25 protein-coding genes are annotated in these 23,968 nt (G+C 55.8%); 20 read left to right on the top strand and 5 right to left on the bottom strand.

Features of this window, described 5'->3' with window-relative positions:
* Positions 1-98: 98 nt before the first annotated feature.
* The 3 genes from flgN to flgA all read right to left on the bottom strand — a co-directional run bounded on the left by flgN (position 99) and on the right by flgA (position 1,608).
* Entirely contained in the window at positions 99-530 is a 432-nt protein-coding gene (gene flgN, locus AC6I8B_RS07585) for a flagellar export chaperone FlgN (protein ID WP_010246377.1), read from the bottom strand.
* A gap of 5 nt (positions 531-535) precedes the next feature.
* Positions 536-844, bottom strand: coding sequence for a flagellar biosynthesis anti-sigma factor FlgM (flgM, locus tag AC6I8B_RS07590; protein ID WP_010246375.1), 309 nt, complete (start codon positions 842-844; stop codon positions 536-538).
* 104 nt (positions 845-948) lie between these two features.
* A complete protein-coding gene (flgA, locus tag AC6I8B_RS07595; RefSeq protein WP_010246373.1) occupies positions 949-1,608 on the bottom strand; it encodes a flagellar basal body P-ring formation chaperone FlgA in 660 nt (219 codons plus the stop codon).
* 154 nt (positions 1,609-1,762) lie between these two features.
* Here flgA and flgB point away from each other — a divergent pair, with 154 nt between their 5' ends.
* From flgB to flgL, 11 genes are all read left to right on the top strand, one after another.
* On the top strand, positions 1,763-2,176 hold the full coding sequence (gene flgB, locus AC6I8B_RS07600) for a flagellar basal body rod protein FlgB (RefSeq protein WP_009090882.1): 414 nt from the start codon (positions 1,763-1,765) through the stop codon (positions 2,174-2,176).
* A gap of 2 nt (positions 2,177-2,178) precedes the next feature.
* Complete coding sequence (gene flgC / locus AC6I8B_RS07605) at positions 2,179-2,583, top strand: flagellar basal body rod protein FlgC (protein ID WP_013357440.1); 405 nt, start codon at positions 2,179-2,181, stop codon at positions 2,581-2,583.
* 12 nt (positions 2,584-2,595) lie between these two features.
* Positions 2,596-3,270 carry a flagellar hook assembly protein FlgD gene (gene flgD, locus AC6I8B_RS07610; RefSeq protein ID WP_010669841.1) on the top strand — a complete coding sequence of 225 codons (675 nt, stop codon included), beginning with the start codon at positions 2,596-2,598 and terminating at the stop codon, positions 3,268-3,270.
* A gap of 26 nt (positions 3,271-3,296) precedes the next feature.
* Positions 3,297-4,553, top strand: coding sequence for a flagellar hook protein FlgE (gene flgE, locus AC6I8B_RS07615; RefSeq protein ID WP_022625876.1), 1,257 nt, complete (start codon positions 3,297-3,299; stop codon positions 4,551-4,553).
* 20 nt (positions 4,554-4,573) lie between these two features.
* On the top strand, positions 4,574-5,329 hold the full coding sequence (locus AC6I8B_RS07620) for a flagellar basal body rod protein FlgF (protein WP_010669843.1): 756 nt from the start codon (positions 4,574-4,576) through the stop codon (positions 5,327-5,329).
* Between the two features lie 17 nt (positions 5,330-5,346).
* Positions 5,347-6,129 carry a flagellar basal-body rod protein FlgG gene (gene flgG / locus AC6I8B_RS07625; RefSeq protein ID WP_003849881.1) on the top strand — a complete coding sequence of 261 codons (783 nt, stop codon included), beginning with the start codon at positions 5,347-5,349 and terminating at the stop codon, positions 6,127-6,129.
* Between the two features lie 60 nt (positions 6,130-6,189).
* Positions 6,190-6,900: a flagellar basal body L-ring protein FlgH gene (locus tag AC6I8B_RS07630; RefSeq protein ID WP_029518984.1), complete on the top strand. Its 711-nt coding sequence runs from the start codon at positions 6,190-6,192 to the stop codon at positions 6,898-6,900.
* A gap of 9 nt (positions 6,901-6,909) precedes the next feature.
* Positions 6,910-8,019 carry a flagellar basal body P-ring protein FlgI gene (locus AC6I8B_RS07635; RefSeq protein WP_010669845.1) on the top strand — a complete coding sequence of 370 codons (1,110 nt, stop codon included), beginning with the start codon at positions 6,910-6,912 and terminating at the stop codon, positions 8,017-8,019.
* Positions 8,019-8,981 (top strand): flagellar assembly peptidoglycan hydrolase FlgJ, encoded by a 963-nt coding sequence (gene flgJ / locus AC6I8B_RS07640; RefSeq protein WP_010246357.1) that lies wholly within the window; start codon positions 8,019-8,021, stop codon positions 8,979-8,981. Before AC6I8B_RS07635 ends, flgJ begins: the two co-directional genes overlap by 1 nt.
* 123 nt (positions 8,982-9,104) lie before the next feature.
* A complete protein-coding gene (gene flgK, locus AC6I8B_RS07645; protein ID WP_010669846.1) occupies positions 9,105-10,754 on the top strand; it encodes a flagellar hook-associated protein FlgK in 1,650 nt (549 codons plus the stop codon).
* A gap of 14 nt (positions 10,755-10,768) precedes the next feature.
* On the top strand, positions 10,769-11,734 hold the full coding sequence (gene flgL / locus AC6I8B_RS07650) for a flagellar hook-associated protein FlgL (protein WP_022625873.1): 966 nt from the start codon (positions 10,769-10,771) through the stop codon (positions 11,732-11,734).
* Positions 11,735-12,043: 309 nt separating this feature from the next.
* Here the strand turns inward: flgL and rne are convergent, their stop codons facing one another.
* On the bottom strand, positions 12,044-15,502 hold the full coding sequence (rne, locus tag AC6I8B_RS07655; protein WP_497817689.1) for a ribonuclease E: 3,459 nt from the start codon (positions 15,500-15,502) through the stop codon (positions 12,044-12,046).
* Positions 15,503-16,075: 573 nt separating this feature from the next.
* Here rne and rluC point away from each other — a divergent pair.
* A complete protein-coding gene (rluC, locus tag AC6I8B_RS07660; protein ID WP_010669849.1) occupies positions 16,076-17,032 on the top strand; it encodes a 23S rRNA pseudouridine(955/2504/2580) synthase RluC in 957 nt (318 codons plus the stop codon).
* Between the two features lie 11 nt (positions 17,033-17,043).
* Here the strand turns inward: rluC and AC6I8B_RS07665 are convergent, their stop codons facing one another.
* Positions 17,044-17,631, bottom strand: coding sequence for a Maf family protein (locus AC6I8B_RS07665; RefSeq protein WP_157351859.1), 588 nt, complete (start codon positions 17,629-17,631; stop codon positions 17,044-17,046).
* Between the two features lie 140 nt (positions 17,632-17,771).
* Here AC6I8B_RS07665 and yceD point away from each other — a divergent pair, with 140 nt between their 5' ends.
* The 8 genes from yceD (at position 17,772) to fabF (ending at position 23,910) form a co-directional block, all read left to right on the top strand.
* Complete coding sequence (gene yceD, locus AC6I8B_RS07670; RefSeq protein ID WP_010246346.1) at positions 17,772-18,293, top strand: 23S rRNA accumulation protein YceD; 522 nt, start codon at positions 17,772-17,774, stop codon at positions 18,291-18,293.
* 14 nt (positions 18,294-18,307) lie between these two features.
* Positions 18,308-18,478: a 50S ribosomal protein L32 gene (gene rpmF / locus AC6I8B_RS07675; RefSeq protein ID WP_003849870.1), complete on the top strand. Its 171-nt coding sequence runs from the start codon at positions 18,308-18,310 to the stop codon at positions 18,476-18,478.
* A 25-nt stretch (positions 18,479-18,503) separates the two neighbouring features.
* The gene (gene plsX, locus AC6I8B_RS07680; RefSeq protein ID WP_497817690.1) at positions 18,504-19,544 is read left to right on the top strand and encodes a phosphate acyltransferase PlsX; all 1,041 of its coding nucleotides are present in this window, start codon (positions 18,504-18,506) and stop codon (positions 19,542-19,544) included.
* Entirely contained in the window at positions 19,545-20,498 is a 954-nt protein-coding gene (locus AC6I8B_RS07685) for a beta-ketoacyl-ACP synthase III (protein WP_010246341.1), read from the top strand.
* Between the two features lie 16 nt (positions 20,499-20,514).
* Positions 20,515-21,447, top strand: coding sequence for an ACP S-malonyltransferase (gene fabD, locus AC6I8B_RS07690; protein WP_157351861.1), 933 nt, complete (start codon positions 20,515-20,517; stop codon positions 21,445-21,447).
* A gap of 10 nt (positions 21,448-21,457) precedes the next feature.
* On the top strand, positions 21,458-22,192 hold the full coding sequence (fabG, locus tag AC6I8B_RS07695; protein ID WP_010246337.1) for a 3-oxoacyl-ACP reductase FabG: 735 nt from the start codon (positions 21,458-21,460) through the stop codon (positions 22,190-22,192).
* Between the two features lie 154 nt (positions 22,193-22,346).
* A complete protein-coding gene (acpP, locus tag AC6I8B_RS07700; protein ID WP_003849865.1) occupies positions 22,347-22,583 on the top strand; it encodes an acyl carrier protein in 237 nt (78 codons plus the stop codon).
* A gap of 85 nt (positions 22,584-22,668) precedes the next feature.
* Positions 22,669-23,910 (top strand): beta-ketoacyl-ACP synthase II, encoded by a 1,242-nt coding sequence (fabF, locus tag AC6I8B_RS07705; RefSeq protein ID WP_022625869.1) that lies wholly within the window; start codon positions 22,669-22,671, stop codon positions 23,908-23,910.
* The last annotated feature ends 58 nt before the right edge of the window (positions 23,911-23,968 follow it).

The following is a 23,968-nucleotide window of genomic DNA, read 5'->3' on the forward strand; positions in this document are numbered from 1 at the left end:
CTGTGCAGGCTCAATTTTAAAGCTCATCATGGTGAAGGAAAAAACGCACCAATAAAAAATCCCGCACCAGGCGGGATTTTTTTTCGCTACTTTCCGGTTCAGGCTTTGCGACTTAACGTCGCCTGGCCTTTACCCATCCCATCCGGGCCGTAAAAGGCCTGGGTCTGATGCGGCTTCAGCACGTCAAGCGCATCCTGGGTGTAGCGGATCTGGTGTTGCAGCAGCAGGCCGTTATGAACATTGGCATCCTGCAGACGACGGCTATGCTGCTGGATAGTGTCCCAGCGGCGCGCCATGTCGTTCTGACCACGATAAGGTGCCGATGTCGCCTGACTCTGCTCAGCGGTGCGGCGCATCTCATCCAGATAGTTCAGCGTACTGAGCAGCGCGCTTTTATCTTCGGTAATACGCTGCAACAGATTACTGTTAATGTTTCCGGCTGCCAGCTGCTGCTGCTCTTCTTCCAGCACGGCTGAGAGCGACGCCAGCACGTCCTGCATCTTATCTAAGGTGGTCTGCAAATTACTCATGGGAACTAATTACCCTCTAAATACGCCTTGGTGTCGGCAATCAGCGCATCGGCGATTTTGCCGGTATCCATCTTCAGTTCGCCATTACGAATGGCGGTTTTCAGTTGTTCAACGCGCTCGACGTTAATATCTTTGCTGCTCGGCTGCATCAGCTGCGACTGCGCGCTGCTCAGGCTGACCTGGGCTGCTGCAGGGGTCGTGGCTGCTGCCACCGGGCTGGCGCTCTGGCGCACTTTGCTGCTGCCGGACTCACTGCTATCGCGGCTCTGTACGGTGCTGGCGGGTTTCAGAGGTTGCGTTCTGTCAATGCTCATGTTCGGGCTCCTGTACGGTCAGGGGAAGTCTGCCACCTGAATCAGAATAGCGTTATCGCTTCGTTGATTCTTCTATCGGCAGCACTACTGGCTTCTTTAACACTTTACAGCGTTATAAGAATATTCCCATCCTCGCGTACCTTACCGCTGACAATCTGGCCATTTCCCATCCTGACCCGGACCGACTGCGATCGGGCGGCGTTATTCAGCGCCTTGCCCTCACCGCTGGCGTCAAAGCCGTCACCGCTGGCAATCACCATCACATTCTGACCCGCCTTCACACGCCACGGCTGACGCAGCGTGGAGGGATTAATCGGCTGTCCTGGCTGGATATCGCGCAGCACCACGGCGTCTGCGACCGAGTCCGCATTCAGCAGGGCGCGGGCAGGCAGAGTATCAAGGCGGCCGGTCTGCAGAGTGAAATCACTCTCGCTCACGCTACTGCCCTGGCTCAGCAGCCGGTTCGCCACCAGATAGGAACCGGTGACCTGCACCTGTACCTGAATATAACGGCGGTTCTCACCACAGTTTGCCGCCACGCTCATATTGCCCCACAACCGGCTGTTGCCGGGCAGGGTGAACTGTGGCGCCTCACAGGCTGGCCACTGTTCCTGCGGTGTGCGTACCACCACGACCATGCCATCAGCATGCTGGGCGTCACGCGCTTTAAAAAATTGATTCAGTTGTGCATTGAGATCCCCGGCGGAAACCGGCAGGGCGATCGCGACCAGCAGGCTGGTCAGCAGGGTCAGATATCGACGCATTGTGCATTTCCTCACTGATGATGGCGACGAGTGTACCCCTTAAGAAAAATCCTTAATTGTCAAAATAGCGGTCATTTGAGGCCTTATTCAGACGATGACCCCTTGCATTTTCAAATTAAGCTGCGAGCTCGAAATTCTCATACGCGGAGGAAACATGCTCGACAAACTGGATGCGGCGCTGAAATTTGGTACGGAGGCCCTCAACCTGCGTGCTCAACGTCAGGAGATCCTGGCGTCAAATATTGCCAACGCCGATACCCCTGGTTATCAGGCCCGGGATATCGACTTTGCCAGCGAGCTGAGTCGGGTGATGTCCAATGGTCGTGCGGAAGGCAGCAGCATGGCGTTAAAAGTCACGTCAGCTCGCCACATTGAAGCACAGACAAACGGCGTGCCATCGATGGATATGCTTTATCGCATTCCTGACCAGCCTTCTGCCGACGGCAACACCGTAGATATGGACCGTGAGCGTACGCAGTTCGCGGATAACAGCCTGAAATATCAAACCGACCTCACCCTCATCAGTAGCCAGATCAAAGGCATGATGAGCGTGTTACAAGGACAATAATTATGGCCTTGCTGAATATTTTTGACATTGCCGGTTCAGCGATGACCGCGCAATCACAGCGATTAAACGTCAGTGCCAGTAACCTGGCGAACGCCGACAGCGTCACCGGCCCCGATGGCAAGCCTTACGTGGCAAAGCAGGTGGTTTTCCAGACCGATGCGGCGCCAGGCTCAGCCACCGGCGGCGTGAAAGTGGCAAGAGTCGTGGATGACCCTACACCTGCGAAGCTGGTCTATGACCCGGGCAATCCGATGGCAGATGCCAAAGGCTACGTGAAGATGCCGAACGTGGATGTGGTCTCTGAAAGCGTCAACACCATGTCGGCGTCACGCAGCTACCAGGCCAACGTCGAAGTGCTCAACACCGTGAAGTCGATGATGATGAAAACCCTGACGATCGGGCAATAACGGAGAAAAATTATGGCTATCGCGGTAGGCGTTAACGAAAGACTGGACCCCACGGTCCTTAGCTCCTCTAACACCAGTGGCACCGGCAACAATGCGCAGGATCTGCAGAATCAGTTCCTGACCATGCTGGTGACGCAGTTAAAAAACCAGGATCCCACCAATCCAATGGATAACAGCCAGCTCACCACGCAGCTGGCACAGATCAATACCCTGAGCGGCATTGAAAAACTGAATACCACGCTGGGATCGATCTCCGGCCAGATCAGCACCAGCCAGTCGCTGCAGAGCTCCACGCTGATTGGGCATGGCGTAATGGTCAATGGCGGACAGGTTCTGGTAGGCAACGGCACCACAACGCCATTTGGCGTTGAGCTGGCCTCCGCTTCAACCGGCACATCGGCCACCATTAAAGATGCCAGTGGCACGGTGATCGACACCGTCGATCTGGGCGCGCTGAGCGCTGGCGTGCACACCTTCTCGTGGGACGGCAAGCTGACAGATGGCTCTGTCGCCCCGGATGGTAAATACAGCGTTGCGATTGCCGCAAGCAATGGCAACACACAACTGGTGGCACAACCGCTTAACTACGCCTACGTCAATGGGGTGAGTACTGCGAACAACACCACAAAACTGGATCTCGGCACCATGGGCTCCGCCACCCTTGACGACGTACGTCAGATTCTCTGATTAACCTGTAGACAGGAAACAAACACATGTCATTTTCCCAAGCGGTCAGCGGCCTTGGTGCTGCTTCAAGTAACCTTGATGTCATCGGTAATAACATTGCCAACTCCGCCACTGCGGGCTTTAAATCGAGCACCATCGCGTTTGCCGATATGTTTGCCGGTTCTAACGTCGGCCTCGGCACCAAAGTTGCTGCGGTAATCCAGAACTTTAACGATGGCGCCACCACCACGACCAGCCGTGGCCTGGACGTTGCGCTGAGCGGTAACGGTTTCTTCCGTATGACCGACAGCAGCGGCGGCGTCTTCTATTCACGCAATGGCCAGTTAACGCTGGATGCCAACCGTAACCTGGTCAACACCCAGGGTCTGAACGTGACCGGCTATCCGGCCAGCGGTTCACCGGCCACTATCCAGGCAGGTGCTAACCCGGTGGCGCTGCGTATTCCTACCGAGCAGATGTCAGCCCGTGCGACCACTACCGCCGGTCTGGTTGCCAACCTGAACTCAACGGACAAAACGCCATCTGTGGCCACCTTCTCGACGGCGAACGCAGACAGCTACAACAAGAAAACCACGGCAACCGTGTTCGACTCGCAGGGTAATGACCACGCGCTCGACATGTATTTCGTGAAAGACACCACCAGCAACAGCTGGACCGTGCGTACCATTGATGGCAACACCGGCAGTTCAGCGGGTGACTTCAGAATGGCGTTTGACACCAGCGGTAAGCTGACCAGCGTCTCTAAGCTGGATGCCACCGGCGCTGTCGTCAGCACGACGACCGATGGCACCGTCGGCCTGACGCTGAACGTGGGCGGAGCGAATGGCGCAGTCGCCAATCAGCCGATCAACCTGAGCATGCTGGGCAGCCTGCAGCAGAACACCGGCAGCACCACCTTTGGCAGCCCGACCCAGGATGGTTATGCGCCTGGCGATCTGACCAGCTACGCGATCAATGATGACGGCACCATCACCGGCAGCTATTCAAACCAGAAAACCCAGCTGCTGGGTCAGATTGTCCTGGCGAGCTTCTCTAACCCGGAAGGTCTGCAGTCTCAGGGCGACAACGTCTGGTCTGCGTCAAGTGCATCCGGTCAGGCTGCAATCGGTCTGGCGAATACCGGCACCTTTGGTTCACTGACAGCTGGCGCACTGGAATCTTCCAACGTCGACATGAGTAAAGAGCTGGTGAACATGATCGTCGCGCAGCGTAACTATCAGGCGAATGCGCAGACCATCAAAACTCAGGACCAGATTCTCAACACGCTGGTTAACTTACGTTAATTCGCTAACAGGATTGCCATATGGATCACGCGATATATACCGCGATGGGCGCGGCCAGCCAGACGCTGGATCAGCAGGCGGTTACCGCCAGCAACCTCGCCAACGCCTCTACACCGGGTTTTCGTGCGCAGCTGAATGCGCTGCGCGCCGTGCCGGTGAGTGGCTGGTCGCTGCCAACCCGTACGCTGGTCGCCGCCTCGACACCGGGCGCCGACATGAGTCAGGGCGCGATGGATTACACCGAGCGTCCGCTCGATGTGGCGGTGCAGCAGGATGGCTGGCTGGCGGTGCGTACCGCTGACGGCAGCGAAGCCTATACCCGCAACGGCAATATGCAAATCAGTCCGACCGGTACGCTGACGGTTCAGGGCAATCCTGTGATGGGCGATGGCGGTCCGATTGTGATCCCGCAGGGCACTGAAATCACCATTGCAGCCGACGGCTCGATCACCGGGCTGAATGCCGGTGATTCACCGAACGCCACGGTTCAGCTGGGCAAGCTGAAGCTGGTCAGGGCAACCGGGCAGGAGCTGCAGCGCAGTGATGACGGCATGTTCCGGCCTACTGCGTCGACGCAGGCGACCCGCGGTGCCGCGCTGCAGGCTGATGCCACCATGCAGGTGATGCCTGGCGTGCTGGAAGGCAGCAACGTCAAACCGGTAGAAACCATGGTTGATATGATCGCCAACGCCCGACGTTTTGAGATGCAGATGAAAGTCATCACCAACGTCGACGAAAATGAACAAAAAGCCAACCAGCTCCTGAGCATGGGCTAAGGCACGAGGATAACAACATGATTCGTTCTTTATGGATCGCTAAGACCGGTCTTGATGCGCAGCAGATGAACATGGACGTCATTGCCAACAACCTGGCAAACGTCAGCACCAACGGCTTTAAGCGTTCACGTGCCGTGTTCGAAGATCTGATGTACCAGACCATGCGCCAGCCGGGCACCCAGTCATCAGAACAGACAACGCTGCCATCTGGTTTGCAGATCGGTACCGGTGTACGTCCGGTGACCACTGAACGTCTGCATACGCAGGGCAACCTGTCGCAGACCAGCAACTCAAAAGATATCGCCATTAACGGCCAGGGTTATTTTCAGATTCAGATGCCGGATGGCACCTCTGCTTATACCCGTGACGGCGCGTTTCAGGTTGATCAGAACGGCCAGCTGGTGACCAACTCCGGTTTCCCGGTACAGCCAGGCATTACCATTCCGGCTAACGCCACCAGCATCACGGTGTCGCGTGACGGTGTGGTCAGCGTAACGCAGCAGGGACAGGCTCAGGCCGCGCAGGTCGGTCAGTTAACCCTGAGCACCTTTATGAATGACGCCGGTCTCGATAGCGTGGGTGAAAACCTCTACAAGGAAACGCAGGCATCGGGCGCTCCGACGGACAGCACGCCAGGCCAGAACGGCGCGGGCCTGCTCTATCAGGGCTATACCGAAACCTCGAACGTTAACGTGGCGGAAGAGCTGGTCACCATGATCCAGACGCAGCGCGCTTACGAAATAAACAGCAAGGCGATCAGTACCTCTGATCAGATGCTGGCGAAATTAACTCAGCTTTAATCCCGAACAGGGCCAGCCCGTGCTGGCCTGAATGACAGACATTAATAAGGTCGTGACGCCGTGGCGAAGCAACAGATTCTCAAGCCTGGACATTGGTTAGTCGCCTCGTTGCTGCTAACTCTCAACGGATGTGCCCTGGTCCCGCGTACCCCGCTGGTCGAAGGTGCAACTACAGCGCAACCAATGCCGTCCGCGCCACCGGTGGTCAACGGCTCTATATTCCAGGGCGTCGCGCCGCTTAACTACGGCTATCAGCCGCTGTTTGAGGATCGCCGTCCACGCAACATTGGCGATACCCTGACCATTACGCTGCAGGAAAACGTCAGCGCCAGCAAGAGCTCCTCAGCCAATGCCAGCCGCGATGGCAGCAACAGCTTTGGTGTGAGCGCGGTGCCGACCGGTCTGGCAGGCCTGGTGGGTGCAGGTGGTGAAAAAGCCAACCTCAGCGCCGAAGGCAAAAACGATTTCGCAGGTAAAGGCGGCGCATCCGCCAATAACACCTTTACCGGCACCATTACCGTCACCGTGGATCAGGTGTTGTCAAACGGCAACCTGCACGTGGTCGGTGAAAAACAGATCGCTATTAATCAGGGCACGGAGTTCATTCGCTTCTCGGGCGTGGTCAACCCACGCACCATCAGCGCCAGTAACGCCGTGTTATCTACCGCTGTCGCCGATGCACGTATTGAGTACGTCGGAAATGGTTACATCAATGAGGCGCAGACCATGGGTTGGTTCCAGCGTTTCTTCCTGAACATCTCGCCGATGTAAGAGGTTTCAATGAAAAAGTTAACGCTGTTACGCGCCGGGCTGGCGCTGCTGCTGGGCGTCAGCCTGCTGGCAAAAGCCGATTTGATTCGTGATTTAACCACGGTACAGGGCGTTCGTGATAACCAGCTGCTGGGCTACGGCCTTGTCGTGGGGCTGGATGGCACCGGTGACCAGACCACCCAGACGCCATTTACCACTCAGACAGTGAGCAACATGCTGTCGCAGCTTGGTATTACCGTTCCCACCGGAACCAACATGCAGCTGAAGAACGTGGCGGCCGTCATGGTCACCGCTAAACTGCCCTCGTTTGCCCGTCAGGGACAGAACCTGGATGTGGTGGTCTCGTCGCTGGGTAACGCCAAAAGCCTGCGCGGCGGCACGCTGTTAATGACGCCGATGAAAGGGGTCGATAACCAGGTTTATGCGCTGGCGCAGGGTAATATCCTTGTCGGTGGCGCGGGTGCGTCAGCGGGCGGCAGCAGTGTTCAGGTTAACCAGCTGAACGGTGGCCGTATCACCGGCGGTGCAACCGTTGAGCGTGAACTGCAGAGCAACTTTGGTACGCAGAACACCATTAACCTGCAGCTTAACAGCGAAGATTTCTCAATGGCGCAGCGAATTGCTGATGCCATTAACGCCCGTGGCGGCTACGGCGCAGCGCAGCCGCTGGATGCCCGTACCGTGCAGATCCGCGTATCGCCTAATAATGGTGCGCAGGTACGTCTGCTGGCTGAGATCCAGAACATTAATGTGTCTATCCCGGTTGAAGATGCCAAAGTCATCATCAACTCCCGTACCGGTTCGGTGGTAATGAACCGTGAAGTGACGCTGAATCAGTGTGCGGTCGCGCAGGGCAACCTGTCGGTGACGGTTAACCAGCAGCAGAACGTCAGTCAGCCTGATACTCCACTGGCCGGTGGTCAGACGGTGGCGACGACGCAGACTCAGATCGATCTGCGCCAGACCGGCGGTGCGCTGCAACGCGTCAACGCCAGCGCCAACCTGAACAACGTGGTGCGTGCGCTGAATGCGCTGGGTGCGTCACCTATCGAACTGATGTCAATTCTGCAGTCGATGCAGAGTGCCGGCTGTCTGCGTGCCAAACTGGAAATTATCTGATGGCTGATATGCAATCTCTGACGAGTTCGGCTTTCGACAGCCGTTCCCTGAATGAACTGAAACGCCAGGCCAGCAACGATCCGAAAGGACAAGCGTTGCAGGTGGCGCGTCAGGTCGAAGGGATGTTTGTACAGATGATGCTGAAGAGTATGCGCGAGGCGTTGCCGCAGGACGGCATTATGGGCAACGAGCAGACCAAACTCTTTACCTCTATGTATGATCAGCAGATTGCACAGGAGATGGGGAAGCGCGGCCTCGGCCTGGCGGAAACCATCGTCAAACAGATGCAGCCCGCCACCGCGCCGGATGAAAAAGCCGGTACGGTGCCGATGAAGCTGGATAACAGCTTTATTCTCAGCACCAGCGGGGCAACACCACTGCCGGCGCAGCAGCTGGAGCAGATTGTGCGTAAGGCAATGCCGCGTCTGCCGCCGGTCGCTTCACCGACGGGTCTGCCCAGTGACAGCCGCGAGTTTATCGCCCAGCTGACGCAACCGGCGCAGGCTGCCAGCCAGCAGAGTGGCATTCCTCATCACCTGATTCTGGCGCAGGCTGCGCTGGAGTCGGGCTGGGGCCAGCGTCAGATCCTGACCCGCGACGGCAAACCGAGCTACAACGTGTTCGGGATTAAAGCCAGCGGCGACTGGAAAGGTGACACCACCGATATCATGACCACCGAATATGAGCAGGGCGAAGCGAAGAAAGTGCGTGCCAGCTTCCGCGTCTATAACTCCTATTTCGAGGCGCTGACCGACTACGTCAAACTCCTGACCAAAAACCCACGCTATGCGGCGGTGACGAACGCCTCAAGCGCAGAGCAGGGTGCGCAGGCCTTACAGGCGGCCGGTTATGCCACCGATCCAAAATATGCGCAAAAGCTGGTGGGAATGATTCAGCAATTCAAAAGTATGGGCGACAAAGTGGTCAAAGCTTACAGTCAGGATATGGGCGACCTGTTCTGATCATTGCGCCTCAAGTTTCACTTTAGCAAGCCGATAACATCCCTATAGCCAGAAGCGTTTTCGCCTGCTGGCGCCCACTTTGATGTCTGCCAGCCCGGTTGACGGGGAACGTAAGGAACCGAGATGTCCAGCATAATTAACTCCGCGATGAGCGGATTGAGTGCCGCGCAGGCCGCTCTGAGCACCACGAGTAACAACATTTCCAATTACACCGTGGCGGGCTATTCACGTCAGACCACGGTACTGGCGCAGGCGAACAGTACCCTGCAGGGCAATAGCTATTATGGTAACGGCGTGAATATCACCGGTGTACAACGTGAATATGATGCGTTTATTGCTACGCAGCTGCGCGGTTCCAGCGCGAATTACAGCGCGGTAAGCACCCAGCACAGCCAGATTTCTAACATTGACGATCTGCTGTCGACCTCGACTACCAGCCTGTCGACCTCGCTGCAGGGCTTCTTTACCAACCTGCAGAACGTGGTCAGCAACGCCAACGATCCGTCGGCGCGTCAGTCGATGCTCAGCAATGCGCAGGGGCTGGTCAGCCAGTTCCAGACGTCAGCGCAATACCTGAATAATATGCAGAACAGCGTCAACGCCGATGTCGATTCCAGCATCAAGCAGGTCAATACCATTACCAGCCAGATTGCCGATCTGAACAAACAGATTGGCAAACTGAGCACGGCAAACGGTGCCGCACCTAACGATCTGCTCGATAAGCGCGATCAGCTGGTGAATACCCTGAATAACGTGGTTGGTGTGACGGTATCGCAGCAGGATGGCGGCTACACGGTTGCGATGGCCAATGGCCTGACGCTGGTGAACGGCGACAAATCTCACGATCTGGTGGCGATGCCTTCCAGCAGCGATCCGACCCGCACTACCATCGGCTATGTCGATAAGCAGGCGGGCAACGTCGAGATCCCGGAAAAGCTGATCACCACCGGTTCGCTGGGCGGTCTGCTGGCGTTCCGTACTCAGGATCTGGATCTGGCACAGAACCAGCTGGGTCAGTTAGCGGCGGCGTTTACCACCAGTTTCAACGATGTTCACAAGCAGGGATTTGATAGCAAAGGCAATCAGGGCGTCGATTTCTTTAATATCGGCAGCCCGATCGTGGTGGGCAACAGTAAAAACAGCACCGCCGCGTCCGTCACCGCTGAGTGGACCGATACCAGTGCACTGAAAGCGTCCAACTACACCGTAAGTTATGACGGCAATAACTGGACCGCGACCCGCGCCTCAGACAGTACGGCCGTTACCATCACGCCAGGTACCGATGCCAGTGGCAACACCACGCTGAGCTTTGACGGCCTGAAACTGACCGTCGCCGGCACGCCTGCACCTGCTGCCAAAGACAGTTTCCTGGTGAAGCCGGTCCAGAACGCCATCAACGATATGTCAGTCGCGATCACCAGTGAATCGCAGGTGGCCGCCGCGGGTGCCGTAGGCGGCGAGAGTGATAACCGTAATGCGCAAAAACTGCTGAATCTGCAGGATGTGAAACTGGTCGGCGGCAACGCCACGTTGTCTCAGGCCTACGCCACCATCGTCAGTAGTGTGGGTAACAAAACCAGTTCACTGGAAACCACCAGCACCACTCAGAAAAGCGTGGTCAGTCAGCTGACCCAGCGCCAGCAATCGGTCTCTGGGGTAAACCTCGATGAGGAGTACGCCAACCTGACCAAATATCAGCAATATTACATGGCCAATGCGCAGGTGCTGCAGACTGCCAGCACCGTGTTTAATGCATTGATCAATATTCGCTAAGGGCAGGAGATAACATGCGAATCAGTACAAATATGATTTTTGAGCAGCAGGTGCGTGGCATCACTGACTCACAGGCCTCCTGGCTGAAATCAGGCCAGGAGCTCTCCAGCGGCCGCCGTGTGAATAATCCTTCGGACGATCCGATTGCCGCCTCTCGTGCTGTCGTGTTGTCACAAACCCAGCAGCAGGGCAAGCAGTATGCGCTGGCGCGTACCTTTGCCGAGCAGGGTCTCTCACTGGAAGAGAATACGCTGAAAGGCGTCACCGATGGGATCATTGCTGCGCAAGGGCTGATCGTCAACGGTTCAACCGGTACGCTGAGCGACGATGACCGTGGTTCGATTGCTACCCAGCTGGAGGGTATCCGTGCCCAGTTGCTGAACCAGGCAAACAGCCAGGATGCCAATGGCCGCTATATTTTTGCCGGTTATAAAACTGACAGTGCGCCATTTGTGGATGCGGCAGGCACCGGCGTCGGCTACGCAGGCGGCACCGAGGCGATCACTCAGAAGGTCGATACCAGCCGTACCATGACTGTGGGCCATACCGGTGACAATATCTTTATGGCGATCTCCGGCAATGCCACCAAAGAGCCGGATGGCAGCGCCAGCGAAACGAATGTGTTTAAGATGCTGGATAGCGCCATTGCTGCGCTGAAAGTGCCGCAGGATGATGCTGACGCCGCAACCAAACAGACCTTCCAGGCGGCGATGGATAAAACCAACCGTGGCCTGGGTAACTCGCTGAATAATGTCTTAACCGTGCGTTCTGAGATTGGTACCCAGCTTGGTGAGATCGATACGCTGAATGCCCAGGGCGATGACCGTAGTGTGATTTACAGCTCGCAGATGAGTGACCTGGTTAACGTGGATTTAACCGAAGCAGCTTCTAACTACACCATGCAGCAGACGGCATTACAGGCGTCCTATAAGACCTTTACCGACATGTCTAAGATGTCGCTGTTCCAGATGAATTCGTAGTCTGACCTGAAATTTTGAGCGTACTTTAACCGGATACGCTTACTTTTTCCCACCCTCCCGCTAAAGGAGGGTGGGATTTTTTTGCCTGCGATTCAGCCGGTGGTGGGAACCATAGAAATTAAACCGGGTTGATTTACAGCGACAGGCTGCTCGCATAACAGACCTGCTTTCACGCCACGCACACACTTTCCTGATTCCTGATAAGCGAGGAGGGGAGGTTAATTATCCTCTGTCCGCTGGCGGGCAGAATCGCAGGCATAAAAAAACCCCGGCCTGCAGGCCGGGGTTCAGTTCACAACAGCTTGTGCGTTACGGCTTGGTCGCCGGGGCAGTGGCATGATGTGTGGCGCTATGACCACCCGCAGAACCGCGACCGTCGAACTCATAAGGTGCACGCACCCAGTCACTGTGCGGTGCCGGTTCTGACTGCCAGACTGGCGCAGGTGCTTTAGTCATCGGCGCAGAGGCAAAATGCTTCCAGCGCGTACCGTCATTCGGCACTGAGGCAGTTGCAGGCTCGGATGCCGTTGCAGGCACTGATGCAACAGGTTCGGCCGCAGTGACCGGTGCTGCAGGGGCGACATCGCGTGCGGCCACCGGAGCATGAGGTTCACGAACTGGCGCTGTTTCAGCTTCAGCAGCGACTGGCGCATTCAGAACTTCTTCAACTTCTGCTGCGATCGCTTCGCTGACGTCGGTAGCCGATTGCTCAGCAACCTCTGAAGGTTGTGCTTCTTCTGCAACCGCTGCAGGCTGTGCAGTCTCAACCGCAGGTGTCACAACCGGCGCTTCGGTGACAGGCTCAGCAGGCACGGCTTCAGCTGCTACCGCTTCCGCTTTTGCTTCATCTGCCGCCGGAACAACGGAAGGCTGCTCGTCAACCGGCGCGTCGATAGCACGAGTATCGTCAGTGTTCACGACCGGCACTGGCGTTTCTGCCTGCGGCTCGGCCTGTTGCACTGGCGCTTCCTGAGCAACAGATTCAACTGCGGCAGCAACGGGCAGCGCACTGGCGGCGTCTGCTGTCTCTTCGCGGTTGTACGCTGACGTCTCGTGAGTCACATTCTGAACCTGCTCTTCGCTGGCCTGGCTCACCGGGTAACGGATCCAGACTTTACCGGATGCCATCTCAGGTGATGCAGCTGCAGCGGCCAGCGGCATTGCTGACTGAGTCGGATAACGCTCATCACGGTAACGACGACGACGCTGTCCGCTGACGCGCAGATGACGAGGCGAACGACGTGAACGACGCGGCATATTGGCGTTATCACGGTTGTCGTTGTCATCCTGCTCTTCACCCTGCGGTGCCTGGAACTCAGGCTGCGGCTGAGCCACGTCTGTCTGCTGAGGCTGACGCACTTCAGCTGGCTGGGCAAAGTCGCTGGCTTCGGCTGGCATAGGTGGACGGTTATCATCAACACGCACCTTCTGGTTCAGCTGACGCGGCTTGCGACGCGGCATAACCTGTACGCGCTCATCATCCTGCGGCTCGGTCACGTCCGGAACGTCGGCTACCACTACCGGCTGCTCAGCCACTTTGGCGGCTTCTTCACCGGCGCGTTTCTCTTCCTGACGACGACGCTGACGCTCAGCACGCTGTTCACGGCGCTGTTGCTGCTGCTCATCACGCTGCTGGCGCGCTTCTTCGCTCAGTGCCGGACGCTCTTCGCGCACTTCACCAGACTGGGACTGACGCTTGTTGCGGCGATTATCGTTACCCTCGCGCGGCTCGCGATTTTCACGTGGCTCGCGACTTTCGCGCGGTTCACGACTTTCACGAGGTTCGCGGTTTTCACGAGGCTCACGGTTTTCGCGTGGTTCACGGCCTTCACGCGACTGCGCGTTATCTCCGTTGCGCGGCGTACGCTCACGACGATTATTGTTACGACGGTTGTTATTGTTGTTGCGGCGCTCGCCACGGCCGTTGCCGTTTTCCTGCTCGCTTTCAGGCGCTTTCTGCGGTTCTGCAACCTCAGTGGCCACGGGTGCGGCGGCAGGGGCTTCTTCGCCTGCGAACATTTTTTTCAGGCCACCAAGCAGACGGCCAAAGAAGCCGGTGCTGACGGTAGCAGGCGCAGCCACAGCAGGTGCTGCTTTTGCGGCTGGCTGGGCTTCAGCGCGCTGCGCTTCTGGCTCAACTTCTACCGGTGCCGGAGGCGCATCAGGCATCACAAACGCGGCCAGAGCAGGCTGCTCAGGACGACGACGTTCAGCATGTTCCTCTTCCGACGGCATCGCCATTTCGGCTTCATGCAGCTTCGGCAGATGATAGCTCAGGGTCTGCGTCTCTTCGCCTTTGCGCACGCGCAGCACGGAGTAGTGTGGGGTCTGCATCTTGTCATCAGGAACGATGATAGCCCGCACGCCACCCTGGCGTGTTTCAATAGCGTTAACAGCTTCACGTTTTTCATTCAGCAGGTAAGAGGCCACCTGAACCGGAACAATGGCGTGAACTTCTTTGGTGTTGTCTTTCAGCGCTTCTTCTTCAATCAGACGCAGGATCGACAGCGCCAGTGACTCGTTATCACGGATGGTGCCGGTGCCGCTACAGCGTGGGCAGACGTGATGACTGGATTCACCTAATGACGGGCTCAGACGCTGACGGGACATCTCCAGCAGGCCGAAACGTGAAATGTGGCTGATCTGAATGCGGGCGCGGTCCTGACGGACAGCTTCACGCAGACGATTCTCAACCGCGCGCTGATGGCGTACCGGCGTCATATCGATGTAATCGATAACGATCAGGCCGCCCAGGTCACGCAGACGCAGCTGACGTGCAATCTCATCGGCCGCTTCAAGGTTGGTGTTGAACGCCGTCTCTTCGATATCACCGCCGCGCGTTGCACGTGCTGAGTTGATATCGATAGCGGTCAGTGCTTCGGTACTGTCGATCACAATCGAGCCACCGGAAGGCAGGCGGACTTCACGCTGGAAAGCGGATTCGATTTGCGATTCGATCTGATAGTGGCTGAACAGCGGGATTTCACCGGTGTAGAGCTTAATTTTGCTGCTGAAGTCCGGACGGCCCAGCGCAGCGATATGCTGACGCGCCAGTTCCAGTACTTTCGGGTTATCGATAAGGATTTCACCGATGTCCTGACGCAGATAGTCGCGGAAGGCACGCACAATCACGTTACTTTCCTGATGGATCAGGAACGGAGCAGGGCGGTTTTCAGCGGCTTTCTTGATCGCTTCCCAGTGTTTTAGACGGAAGCTTAAATCCCACTGCAGCGATTCGGCTGATTTACCGACGCCCGCAGTACGGACAATCAGGCCCATGCCTTCCGGCAGTTCCAGCGCCGACAGGGCTTCTTTCAGCTCGGTACGATCGTCACCTTCGATACGGCGAGAGATACCGCCTGCACGTGGGTTGTTCGGCATCAGTACCAGATAGCTGCCCGCCAGAGAGATAAAGGTGGTCAGCGCAGCGCCTTTATTGCCGCGTTCTTCTTTATCGATCTGAACAATGACTTCCTGACCTTCACGCAGCACGTCTTTAATATTCGGACGACCATGCGCGTTGTAGCTGGAGGGGAAGTATTCGCGGGAGATTTCTTTTAACGGGAGGAAACCGTGACGCTCTGCGCCGTAATCGACAAACGCAGCTTCAAGGCTGGGTTCAATGCGAGTGATTTTACCTTTGTAAATGTTGGCTTTTTTCTGCTCGTGTCCAGGACTTTCAATATCCAGATCGTACAGACGCTGACCGTCAACCAGGGCAACGCGCAACTCCTCCTGCTGAGTTGCGTTTATTAACATTCTTTTCATCGTGACTTACTCGTTATTCTTTCATGAGTGATTACAGCTGCGGGCATAGTTACCCTGGACGAGTATCAACCGATGGCCCCGTGACTTAGTGCAATGTCGTCAACCTCACGGCTGTCGACCGCGCGAGGGGCGCAAATAACGTCGGTGGCCTGTTTTTCATAAGGGAAAACAGCACCAGATAGTGGAAATGCCTGAGAGAATAAAGAAAACCCGTGCATCCCATACTGTTGTCCAGGCCGCAACCCGCAGCCCGCTAAGTGCCTGATTTCGCATTACGTCTTACGCCATTGCTGCGTGTCTGCTCAATCCGGCAAAATGACAATTTCGCTCTTTTTCTGCCCTGAAATGGTTCAGGTAAGAAACTCAAGCATTATTCCATTGCTAACCTTCATATAGCAAGGCGACTTTAGCCAGCTTGTGAAGTTTCTTTACATTTAAATCGCTAATGTGTCGGACAAAACAGCGCTTTGCTGAAAAAGCCAGCAGAGAGGCGACCTGCCGTCACATCAACTCCAGAGTTAAGCACAGAAAAAGGGGTGGCGCTATCAGGGGACACTATTTAGAATCGCCGCCATGAAAACAGAGAATCCCGGCGTACATTTTGTCGCCATCACGGCTGAAAATGCCGGACAACGCATTGACAATTTTTTGCGCACCCAGCTCAAGGGTGTGCCCAAAAGCATGATTTATCGCATCGTTCGCAAAGGCGAGGTGCGGGTGAATAAAAAGCGCGTCAAGCCAGAATATAAGCTGGAGGAGGGCGATGAGGTGCGCATTCCGCCGGTTCGGGTAGCGGAACGCGATGAAGATGCCGTTTCCCCCAAACTGGCGAAAGTGGCGTCACTGGCCGATGCCATCCTGTTTGAGGATGAGTCGCTGCTGGTGATGAACAAGCCTTCCGGCACAGCCGTGCATGGCGGTAGCGGACTCAGCTTCGGGGTGATTGAAGGGTTACGTGCCCTACGACCGGAAGCACGCTTTCTGGAGCTGGTGCATCGCCTGGATCGTGACACCTCCGGCATTCTGCTGGTCGCTAAAAAGCGTTCGGCGCTGCGTTCTCTTCATGAGCAACTGCGTGAAAAGGGGATGCAGAAAGACTATCTGGCCCTGGTGCGCGGCAACTGGCCGTCACACCTGAAGGTGGTTCAGGCGCCGCTGCTGAAAAACATCCTGCAAAGCGGTGAGCGCGTGGTGCGCGTCAGCAGCGAAGGCAAAGCCTCGGAAACCCGCTTTAAAGTAGAAGAGCGGTTCGAATTTGCCACGCTGGTGAAAGCGAGCCCGGTCACCGGTCGTACGCATCAGATTCGCGTCCATACGCTGCATGCCGGGCATCCCATTGCCTTCGACGATCGCTACGGAGAACGTGAGTTTGACAGTCAGCTGGCGGCAACCGGTTTAAAACGCCTTTTCCTGCATGCTGCGGCGCTGACCTTTACGCATCCCGGCACCGGCGAAGTGATGCGGGTCGAAGCGCCACTGGATGATGGCCTGAAGCAATGCCTGCTTAAGCTGCGTCAGCGGAAAGCGTAATCTCTCCGGCATCAGTTCGTTAAAGGATTGATGCCGGCCTGCTGCAACATCTCATTGAGCGCGATCAACGGCAGCCCGACCAGCGTATTGGGATCGCGTCCCTCCAGCCGATCAAACAGACAAATCCCCAGACCTTCACTTTTAAAACTGCCCGCACACTGAAGCGGCTGCTCCTTTTCCACATAGCCGCTGATTTCAGCGTCAGTTAACGTGCGGAAATGAACCACAAAGGGCTCACAGCAGTGCAGCAGCGTGCCACTGGCCGGATGAAATAGCGCCAGACCGGTATAAAAGGTAATGGCTTTTCCGCTGGCGGCACGCAGTTGCGCCCGCGCATTCTCAGCCGTGTGAGGCTTACCGGCGATAGCGCCATCCAGCACGCAAACCTGGTCGGAGCCGATTATCCAGTGGCTGGGATACGTTTTTGCCAGTGCCTGCGCTTTAGCTACGGCAAGACGGGTTACCAGCGCTTCAGCGGTTTCATCGGGCTGGGGTGACTCATCAACCTCAGGCGCGGCGGTAATAAAAGGCAGGCCCAGTTTATGCAGTAATGCCTGCCGAAAGGGCGAGGTTGAAGCTAAAAGAATCGATGGCGTCATTTTTTTTCAATAGTGATAGCGAATTGGTGACAGTCATTTTAAACTGTGCGCCGCACTGGATGCGAATAGTGGTTGAAAGATGCTGTTTAACGGCCTTTTTCTTTGACTCTATGACATTACAAAGTTAATATGCGCGCCCTATGCAAAAGGTAAAATTACCCCTAACGCTGGACCCTGTCCGCACTGCTCAGAAGCGCCTTGATTATCAGGGTGTCTACACATCTGTACAGGTGGAGCGTGTGGCCGAGTCGGTCGTTAGTGTGGACAGTGATGTGGATTGTGCCATGTCGTTTGCGGTTGATAACCAACGTCTGGCAGTACTGACGGGTACTGCTGAAGTACAAGTGACGTTGCGTTGCCAGCGCTGCAACCAGACCTTTCCTCATCACGTAAAAGTGAGTTACTGCTTCAGCCCTGTCTCTTCTGAAGAGCAGGCCGAGGCATTGCCGGAAGCGTACGAGCCGGTCGATGTCAACGAGTTTGGTGAGATCGATCTGCTGGCGGTTGTCGAGGATGAAATTATTCTCGCGCTGCCGGTCGTTCCGGTGCACGATTCTGAACACTGTGAAGTGTCCGAGGCGGACATGGTCTTTGGTAAACTGCCTGCAGAGGTGGAGAAACCAAATCCATTTGCCGTATTAGCCAGTTTAAAGCGTAAGTAATAGGAGTAAGGTCCATGGCCGTACAACAGAATAAACCCACCCGTTCTAAGCGTGGTATGCGTCGTTCACACGATGCGCTGACCACTGCTGCTCTGTCAGTAGATAAAGTTTCTGGCGAAACTCATCTGCGTCACCACATCACTGCGGACGGTTACTACCGCGGTCGCAAGGTTATCGTTAAGTAAGTTTCTTGCTTAGCAAGGCGATACCTTGACACGTTTGACCCTGGCGATTGATGCCATGGGCGGGGACTTCGGTCCCTGCGTGACAGTGCCTGCAGCATTGCAGGCACTGGCCTCTCATTCGGAACTATTCCTTCTTCTGGTCGGACATCCCGACACCCTCATGCCATTGCTTGCCAAAGCGGATTCCTCCCTGATGGGGCGTTTGCAGGTCATCCCTGCCGAATCGGTTATTGCAAGTGATGCGCGGCCCGCTCAGGCCATCCGCAACAGTCGCGGCAGCTCAATGCGTGTTGCACTGGAGATGGTTAAAGAGGGACGTGCGCAGGCCTGCATCAGCGCCGGGAATACCGGTGCGCTGATGGGGCTGTCGACACTCTTATTAAAACCGCTGGATGGCATTAAACGTCCGGCGCTGATGTCCGTTTTACCGCACCAGCAACAGGGTAAAACCGTGGTGCTGGATCTGGGCGCAAATGTGGGCTCAGACAGTGCGATGCTGGTGCAGTTTGCTGTAATGGGGTCGGTAATGGCTGAGCATGTGCTTGGTATTGCACGGCCCCGTGTCGCGTTGCTCAATATTGGTCATGAAGAGACCAAAGGGCTGGAAACGATCCGCGACGCCGCGGCAGTGCTGCGAGAATCACCGCAAATCAACTATATTGGTTACCTTGAAGGTAACGAACTGCTCACCGGTAAAACGGATGTGATGGTCTGTGACGGTTTTGTCGGAAACGTCACGCTGAAGACTATGGAAGGCGTGGTAAGAATGTTTCTTTCTCTGCTGAAGTCATCAGGGGAAGGTAAAAAACGGTCATGGTGGCTTCTGTTGCTGGGACGCTGGATTCAGAAACGTCTGACGAAGCGCTTCGGGCATCTCCACCCTGACCAGTACAATGGCGCTTGTCTGTTAGGATTGCGCGGAACAGTGATCAAGAGTCACGGTGCGGCAAATCAACACGCCTTCGCTGTGGCGATAGAACAGGCAGAGCAGGCGGTGAGGCAGCAAATTCCCGAGCGAATTGCTGCGCGCCTTGATGCTGTATTAGCCAGGAGTGACAAAGCCTAGATGTATACCAAAATTATCGGTACGGGCAGTTATCTGCCAAGCCAGATCCGCACCAATGCCGATCTGGAAAAAATGGTGGAGACGTCGGACGAGTGGATTGTTACCCGTACCGGCATCCGCGAGCGTCGTATTGCTGCGCCTGACGAAACCGTCGCCACCATGGGATTCAGCGCGGCGCAACGCGCCCTTGAAATGGCAGGCATTGAAGCGAACGATGTTGGGCTGATTATTGTCGCCACAACCTCTTCCAGTCATGCCTTCCCCAGTTCTGCCTGCATGATCCAGCAAATGCTGGAAATCAAAGACTGCGCGGCGTTTGACCTCGCTGCCGCCTGTGCAGGTTTCACCTATGCACTGAGCGTGGCCGATCAATACATCAAAAATGGCGCGGTGAAACATGCGCTGGTGATTGGTGCTGATGTCCTGGCACGCGCGCTTGATCCGGAAGATCGCGGCACGATCATCCTGTTTGGCGATGGTGCAGGCGCGGTCGTGCTGGGTCAGAGCGAAGAGCAGGGGATCATCTCTACCCATCTTCATGCTGATGGTCGCTATTCACAGCTGCTGACGCTGCCTTATCAGGATCGTGCGCATCAGGATCAGCCCGCTTATGTCACCATGTCAGGCAACGAAGTCTTCAAGGTTGCCGTCACCGAGCTGGCTCACATCGTTGATGAAACGCTGCAGGCCAATAATCTCGATCGTGAAATGCTGGACTGGCTGGTGCCGCATCAGGCGAACCTGCGCATTATCAGCGCCACCGCGAAAAAACTCGGCATGACCATGGATAAAGTGGTCGTCACACTGGATCGTCATGGCAATACCTCTGCCGCATCGGTGCCAAGCGCACTGGATGAAGCGGTCCGTGATGGCCGCATCAAACCCGGACACCTTATTCTGCTGGAAGCCTTTGGTGGTGGATTCACCTGGGGTTCTGCGCTGGTTCGCTTTTGATTGACAGGAACGAAAAATGACGCAATTTGCATTTGTTTTCCCCGGTCAGGGTTCACAGACCGTGGGCATGCTGACTGAATTAGCGGCAACGTATCCGCTGGTAGAAGAGACCTTCCGTGAAGCCTCTGACGCGCTGGGATATGATCTGTGGCAATTAGTAAGTCAGGGTCCGGCTGAAGAGCTGAACAAAACCTGGCAGACTCAGCCTGCACTGTTAGCCGCCTCCGTGGCAATCTACCGTGTCTGGCAGCAGCAGGGCGGTGAACAGCCAGCCCTGATGGCTGGTCACAGCCTGGGTGAATATTCAGCGCTGGTTTGCGCGGGTGTGCTTAACTTTGCGGATGCAGTGAAGCTGGTTGAACTGCGCGGCAAACTGATGCAGGAAGCGGTGCCTGAAGGCACTGGCGCGATGCAGGCGATTATTGGCCTGGATGACGCGACTATCCGCAAAGCCTGTGAAGAGAGCGCGCAGGGTCAGGTTGTCTCACCGGTTAACTTTAACTCGCCGGGCCAGGTGGTTATTGCGGGTAACAAAGAAGCCGTTGAACGTGCGGGTGCCGCCTGTAAAGCAGCGGGCGCTAAGCGTGCCTTGCCACTGCCGGTCAGCGTTCCTTCTCACTGCGCACTGATGAAGCCTGCGGCCGATAAACTGGCGGTGGCGCTGGAGAGCATCACCTTTAACGCGCCTGCGGTACCGGTGATCAACAACGTCGATGTGAAAGCTGAAACCGACGCTGCGGCCATCCGCCATGCGCTGGTCCGTCAGCTCTACAGCCCGGTTCGCTGGACCGAGAGCGTGGAAGCGATGGCAGCACAGGGCGTGACGCAGCTCCTGGAGATGGGGCCAGGTAAAGTCCTGACCGGACTGACGAAACGTATTGTCGATAGCCTGACAGCGGCTGCCGTTAACGATACTGCATCCCTGACGGCTGCACTCGGTAAGGAATAAGAGGAAAATCATGAGCTTTGAAGGTAAAGTTGCGCTGGTTACCGGCGCGAGTCGCGGCATTGGTCGTGCGATTGCAGAAACACTGGCGGCACGCGGTGCTAAAGTGGTAGGAACTGCAACCAGCCAGAGTGGCGCCGACGCCATCAGTGCTTACCTTGGCGACAAGGGCAAAGGCCTGTTACTGAATGTGACTGACGCTGACTCAATCAGCACTGTTTTAGAGAATATTCGTGCTGAATTTGGCGAAGTGGATATTTTAGTCAATAATGCAGGCATTACGCGTGATAATCTTCTCATGCGCATGAAGGACGATGAGTGGGAGGATATCCTGGATACCAACCTCACATCGGTATTCCGCCTTTCCAAGGCGGTCCTGCGTGCCATGATGAAAAAGCGCGTGGGCCGTATCATCACCATTGGTTCCGTTGTTGGAACCATGGGTAATGCGGGCCAGGCAAACTATGCGGCAGCAAAAGCGGGTTTGATTGGCTTTAGCAAATCACTGGCGCGCGAAATCGCGTCACGTGGCATTACCGTCAACGTCGTGGCTCCAGGCTTTATTGAGACTGACATGACGCGGGCACTGAACGAAGATCAACGTTCCGGTATTTTGGCGGAAGTTCCTGCGGGTCGCTTAGGCGATGCTCAGGAAATCGCCAATGCTGTGGCATTTTTAGCCTCTGACGAAGCAGCCTACATCACAGGTGAAACGCTGCACGTCAACGGCGGAATGTACATGGTCTGATAAATCACGAAATGATTTGCTTTATTTGCGGTTAGAACCGCAAAATAACGCAAAATCGTGGTTCGACCAGCCGGGATTTTGTTGCATCTTTTTCACCATTTTATACACTACGAAAACCATCGCGAAAGCGAGTTTTGATAGGAAATTAAATAGTATGAGCGATATCGAACAACGCGTTAAGAAAATCATCAGTGAGCAGCTGGGTGTGAAAGAGGAAGAAGTCACCAACTCTGCATCTTTCGTAGAAGACCTGGGTGCCGATTCTCTTGATACCGTTGAGCTGGTGATGGCTCTGGAAGAAGAGTTTGATACTGAGATTCCAGACGAAGAAGCTGAGAAAATCACTACCGTTCAGGCAGCGATCGACTATATCAATAGCCATAAAGGCTAATGAATATCTTCAGGCGGTCGCTCGACCGCCTGATTTTTTTGTTTGTCCCACATAGTTCCCTATTTCCCCTCCCTGGAGGACGAACGTGTCTAAGCGTCGTGTAGTTGTGACTGGTCTTGGCATGTTGTCTCCTGTCGGCAATACCGTAGAGTCTACCTGGAGTGCTCTCCTTGCCGGTCAGAGCGGCATTACCCTGATCGACCATTTTGATACCAGTGCTTATGCAACACGTTTTGCAGGTCTGGTAAGAGATTTTAATTGTGATGACTACATCTCGCGCAAAGATCAGCGCAAGATGGATGCCTTCATCCAGTACGGCATTGTGGCCGGTATGCAGGCCATGCAGGACAGTGGTCTGGTAGTTACCGACGAAAATGCAAGCCGTATGGGCGCAGCAATTGGCTCCGGCATCGGTGGTTTAGGTCTGATTGAAGAGAATCATACTTCACTGGTTAACGGCGGCCCGCGCAAAATCAGCCCATTTTTTGTGCCTTCAACCATCGTTAACATGGTGGCGGGTCATCTCAGCATCATGTATGGCCTGAAAGGTCCAAGCATCTCTATCGCGACAGCCTGTACCTCTGGTGTGCATAACATCGGTCATGCCGCACGTATCATCGCCTATAACGATGCTGATGTGATGCTGGCGGGTGGCACAGAGAAAGCCAGTACGCCATTAGGCGTCGGTGGCTTTGGTGCAGCACGTGCTCTCTCAACCCGTAATGAAAACCCGCAAGCGGCCAGCCGCCCGTGGGATAAAGATCGTGACGGTTTTGTGCTGGGTGACGGCGCTGGCATTGTGGTACTCGAAGAGTATGAACATGCGAAGAAACGTGGTGCGAAAATCTACGCGGAAATCGTAGGTTTTGGTATGAGCAGCGATGCCTACCACATGACTTCACCACCAGAAGATGGATCAGGCGCCGCGGCGGCAATGATCAACGCATTGCGCGATGCTCAGCTTACGCCAGAGCAGATCGGCTATGTCAACGCGCACGGCACCTCCACGCCAGCGGGTGATAAAGCGGAAGCGCGGGCGGTGAAATCGGTCTTTGGGGCAGCAGCCAGCAGCGTGATGGTGAGCTCGACCAAATCAATGACCGGGCACTTACTGGGTGCGGCAGGCGCGGTTGAATCGATCTATTCGATTCTGGCGCTGCGCGACCAGGCCGTTCCACCGACCATTAACCTCGACAATCCGGATGAGGGCTGCGATCTCGACTTCGTGCCCCACACCGCGCGTCAGGTTCCCGGTCTGGAGTACACCCTGTGTAACTCCTTCGGTTTCGGCGGAACCAACGGTTCGTTGATCTTCCGTAAAGTGTAATCGTTGTTGATTGCTAAAAAGGCCCGCGATGCGGGCCTTTTTTTATCCTGCAGAATGC

Source organism: Pantoea sp. X-Soil-ISGK-285 (genome assembly GCF_059730815.1).

Bases quoted from the DNA above. Each gene is read 5' to 3' on its own strand.
- yceD (WP_010246346.1), top strand. From the start codon at position 17,772: ATGCAAAAGGTAAAATTACCCCTAACGCTGGACCCTGTCCGCACTGCT.
- rne (WP_497817689.1), bottom strand. From the start codon at position 15,502: ATGAAAAGAATGTTAATAAACGCAACTCAGCAGGAGGAGTTGCGCGTT.
- flgL (WP_022625873.1), top strand. From the start codon at position 10,769: ATGCGAATCAGTACAAATATGATTTTTGAGCAGCAGGTGCGTGGCATC.
- flgE (WP_022625876.1), top strand. From the start codon at position 3,297: ATGTCATTTTCCCAAGCGGTCAGCGGCCTTGGTGCTGCTTCAAGTAAC.
- flgG (WP_003849881.1), top strand. From the start codon at position 5,347: ATGATTCGTTCTTTATGGATCGCTAAGACCGGTCTTGATGCGCAGCAG.
- flgD (WP_010669841.1), top strand. From the start codon at position 2,596: ATGGCTATCGCGGTAGGCGTTAACGAAAGACTGGACCCCACGGTCCTT.
- acpP (WP_003849865.1), top strand. From the start codon at position 22,347: ATGAGCGATATCGAACAACGCGTTAAGAAAATCATCAGTGAGCAGCTG.
- flgC (WP_013357440.1), top strand. From the start codon at position 2,179: ATGGCCTTGCTGAATATTTTTGACATTGCCGGTTCAGCGATGACCGCG.
- flgN (WP_010246377.1), bottom strand. From the start codon at position 530: ATGAGTAATTTGCAGACCACCTTAGATAAGATGCAGGACGTGCTGGCG.
- flgA (WP_010246373.1), bottom strand. From the start codon at position 1,608: ATGCGTCGATATCTGACCCTGCTGACCAGCCTGCTGGTCGCGATCGCC.
- fabD (WP_157351861.1), top strand. From the start codon at position 20,515: ATGACGCAATTTGCATTTGTTTTCCCCGGTCAGGGTTCACAGACCGTG.
- AC6I8B_RS07665 (WP_157351859.1), bottom strand. From the start codon at position 17,631: ATGACGCCATCGATTCTTTTAGCTTCAACCTCGCCCTTTCGGCAGGCA.
- AC6I8B_RS07635 (WP_010669845.1), top strand. From the start codon at position 6,910: ATGAAAAAGTTAACGCTGTTACGCGCCGGGCTGGCGCTGCTGCTGGGC.
- AC6I8B_RS07685 (WP_010246341.1), top strand. From the start codon at position 19,545: ATGTATACCAAAATTATCGGTACGGGCAGTTATCTGCCAAGCCAGATC.
- AC6I8B_RS07620 (WP_010669843.1), top strand. From the start codon at position 4,574: ATGGATCACGCGATATATACCGCGATGGGCGCGGCCAGCCAGACGCTG.
- flgB (WP_009090882.1), top strand. From the start codon at position 1,763: ATGCTCGACAAACTGGATGCGGCGCTGAAATTTGGTACGGAGGCCCTC.
- rpmF (WP_003849870.1), top strand. From the start codon at position 18,308: ATGGCCGTACAACAGAATAAACCCACCCGTTCTAAGCGTGGTATGCGT.
- fabG (WP_010246337.1), top strand. From the start codon at position 21,458: ATGAGCTTTGAAGGTAAAGTTGCGCTGGTTACCGGCGCGAGTCGCGGC.
- flgK (WP_010669846.1), top strand. From the start codon at position 9,105: ATGTCCAGCATAATTAACTCCGCGATGAGCGGATTGAGTGCCGCGCAG.
- flgM (WP_010246375.1), bottom strand. From the start codon at position 844: ATGAGCATTGACAGAACGCAACCTCTGAAACCCGCCAGCACCGTACAG.
- flgJ (WP_010246357.1), top strand. From the start codon at position 8,019: ATGGCTGATATGCAATCTCTGACGAGTTCGGCTTTCGACAGCCGTTCC.
- rluC (WP_010669849.1), top strand. From the start codon at position 16,076: ATGAAAACAGAGAATCCCGGCGTACATTTTGTCGCCATCACGGCTGAA.